Source organism: Roseateles sp. P5_E8, from assembly GCF_054177665.1.
The window spans coordinates 1-2,742 of the sequence record NZ_JBGCUM010000123.1 but is presented as its reverse complement, the minus strand read 5'-3'; the positions used below and the strand labels follow the sequence as shown (position 1 = coordinate 2,742).

The 2,742-nt window shown below is 51.0% G+C and carries 2 rRNA genes; both read right to left on the bottom strand.

Going from position 1 to position 2,742, the window contains the following annotated elements:
- Nucleotides 1-24: 24 nt before the first annotated feature.
- Nucleotides 25-137: ribosomal RNA gene (gene rrf, locus ACXRVZ_RS27515) — 5S ribosomal RNA — on the bottom strand.
- A gap of 202 nt (nucleotides 138-339) precedes the next feature.
- Nucleotides 340-2,742: ribosomal RNA gene (locus ACXRVZ_RS27510) — 23S ribosomal RNA — on the bottom strand; the annotation flags it as partial.

Sequence of the window (2,742 nt, the reverse complement as noted above, 5' to 3'; positions counted from 1 at the left end):
AGTGGGGGTTGGCTTTAATAACTAGCCTGACGATGACCTACTTTCACACGGGAATCCGCACTATCATCGGCGCTGACTCGTTTCACTGTCCTGTTCGGGATGGGAAGGAGTGGGACCAAGTCGCTATGGTCGTCAGGCTTGACTGGTTGGTCTGTTGACGAGGTCAACAAACCCAATTGGTAGAGTCAGCAGAGCTTGGTGTTATCCAATCTGCACACCGCAAGTGTCAACTTGCAGCGGAATCAGCTTAATTTGATTGCGTCTTCGTAGCTTCGAAGAACGACATAACTTGAACACTCACCTTGAAGCGTGTGCTGTAGCACAGACTATCAAAGTTATAGGGTCAAGCCTCACGGGCAATTAGTACTGGTTAGCTTAACGCATTACTGCGCTTCCACACCCAGCCTATCAACGTCCTGGTCTCGAACGACCCTTCAGGGGGCTCTAGGCCCCGGCAAGACTCATCTTGAGACGAGTTTCCCGCTTAGATGCTTTCAGCGGTTATCTCTTCCGCACTTAGCTACTCGGCAATGCCACTGGCGTGACAACCGATACACCAGAGGTGCGTCCACTCCGGTCCTCTCGTACTAGGAGCAGGCTCTCTCAATCTTGCAGCGCCCACGGAAGATAGGGACCAAACTGTCTCACGACGTTTTAAACCCAGCTCACGTACCTCTTTAAATGGCGAACAGCCATACCCTTGGGACCGGCTACAGCCCCAGGATGAGATGAGCCGACATCGAGGTGCCAAACACCGCCGTCGATATGAACTCTTGGGCGGTATCAGCCTGTTATCCCCAGAGTACCTTTTATCCGTTGAGCGATGGCCCTTCCATACAGAACCACCGGATCACTTTGTCCTACTTTCGTACCTGCTCGACTTGTCAGTCTCGCAGTCAAGCACGCTTATGCCAATGCACTATCGACACGATTTCCGACCGTATCTAGCGTACCTTCGAACTCCTCCGTTACACTTTGGGAGGAGACCGCCCCAGTCAAACTGCCCACCATACACTGTCCCCATCCCGGATAACGGGACAAGGTTAGAACCTCAAACACACCAGGGTGGTATTTCAACGTTGGCTCCATAGAAACTAGCGTCCCTACTTCAAAGCCTCCCACCTATCCTACACAGATCTGTTCAAAGTCCAATGTAAAGCTACAGTAAAGGTTCATGGGGTCTTTCCGTCTTTCCGCGGGGAGATTGCATCATCACAAACATTTCAACTTCGCTGAGTCTCTGGAGGAGACAGTGTGGCCATCATTACTCCATTCGTGCAGGTCGGAACTTACCCGACAAGGAATTTCGCTACCTTAGGACCGTTATAGTTACGGCCGCCGTTTACTGGGACTTCAGTCAAGAGCTTGCACCCCATCATTTAATCTTCCAGCACCGGGCAGGAGTCACACCCTATACGTCGACTTTCGTCTTTGCAGAGTGCTGTGTTTTTAATAAACAGTTGCAGCCACCGATTCTCTGCGGCCTCATTCGGCTCACCAAGTAAATGGATCACCTAATAAAGGCACACCTTCTTCCGAAGTTACGGTGTCAATTTGCCGAGTTCCTTCTCCAGAGTTCTCTCAAGCGCCTTAGAATACTCATCTCGCGCACCAGTGTCGGTTTGCGGTACGGTCGTCAATAGCTGAAGCTTAGTGGCTTTTCTTGGAAGCAGGGTATCACTCACTTCGTCTGCAAGCAGACTCGTTATCACGCCTCATCTAATCCCCCCGGATTTGCCTAAGGGGCACGACTACACGCTTGAACCAACATATCCAACAGTTGGCTGAGCTAACCTTCTCCGTCCCCACATCGCACTATTGATCGGTACAGGAATATTGACCTGTTTCCCATCAGCTACGCATCTCTGCCTCGCCTTAGGGGCCGACTCACCCTACGCCGATGAACGTTGCGTAGGAAACCTTGCGCTTTCGGCGAGGGGGCTTTTCACCCCCTTTAACGCTACTCATGTCAGCATTCGCACTTCTGATACCTCCAGCAGGCTTCACAACCCACCTTCACAGGCTTACAGAACGCTCTCCTACCACGTGCAATAAATTGCACATCCGCAGCTTCGGTAACTGGCTTAGCCCCGTTACATCTTCCGCGCAGGACGACTCGATCAGTGAGCTATTACGCTTTCTTTAAATGATGGCTGCTTCTAAGCCAACATCCTGACTGTTTTAGCCTTCCCACTTCGTTTCCCACTTAGCCAATTTTAGGGACCTTAGCTGGCGGTCTGGGTTGTTTCCCTCTTGAGTCCGGACGTTAGCACCCGGTGCTCTGTCTCCCAAGCTGTACTCATCGGTATTCGGAGTTTGCCAAGGTTTGGTAAGTCGCCATGACCCCCTAGCCTAAACAGTGCTCTACCCCCGATGGTAATACTTGAGGCACTACCTAAATAGTTTTCGGAGAGAACCAGCTATTTCCAAGTTTGTTTAGCCTTTCACCCCTATCCACAGCTCATCCGCTAATTTTGCAACATTAGTCGGTTCGGACCTCCAGCACCTGTTACGGTACCTTCATCCTGGCCATGGATAGATCACTTGGTTTCGGGTCTACACCCAGCGACTATTCGCCCTATTCGGACTCGATTTCTCTACGGCTTCCCTATTCGGTTAACCTCGCCACTGAATGTAAGTCGCTGACCCATTATACAAAAGGTACGCAGTCACCCTTGCGGGCTCCTACTTTTTGTATGCATGCGGTTTCAGGATACTTTTTGTATGCATGCGGTTTCAGGA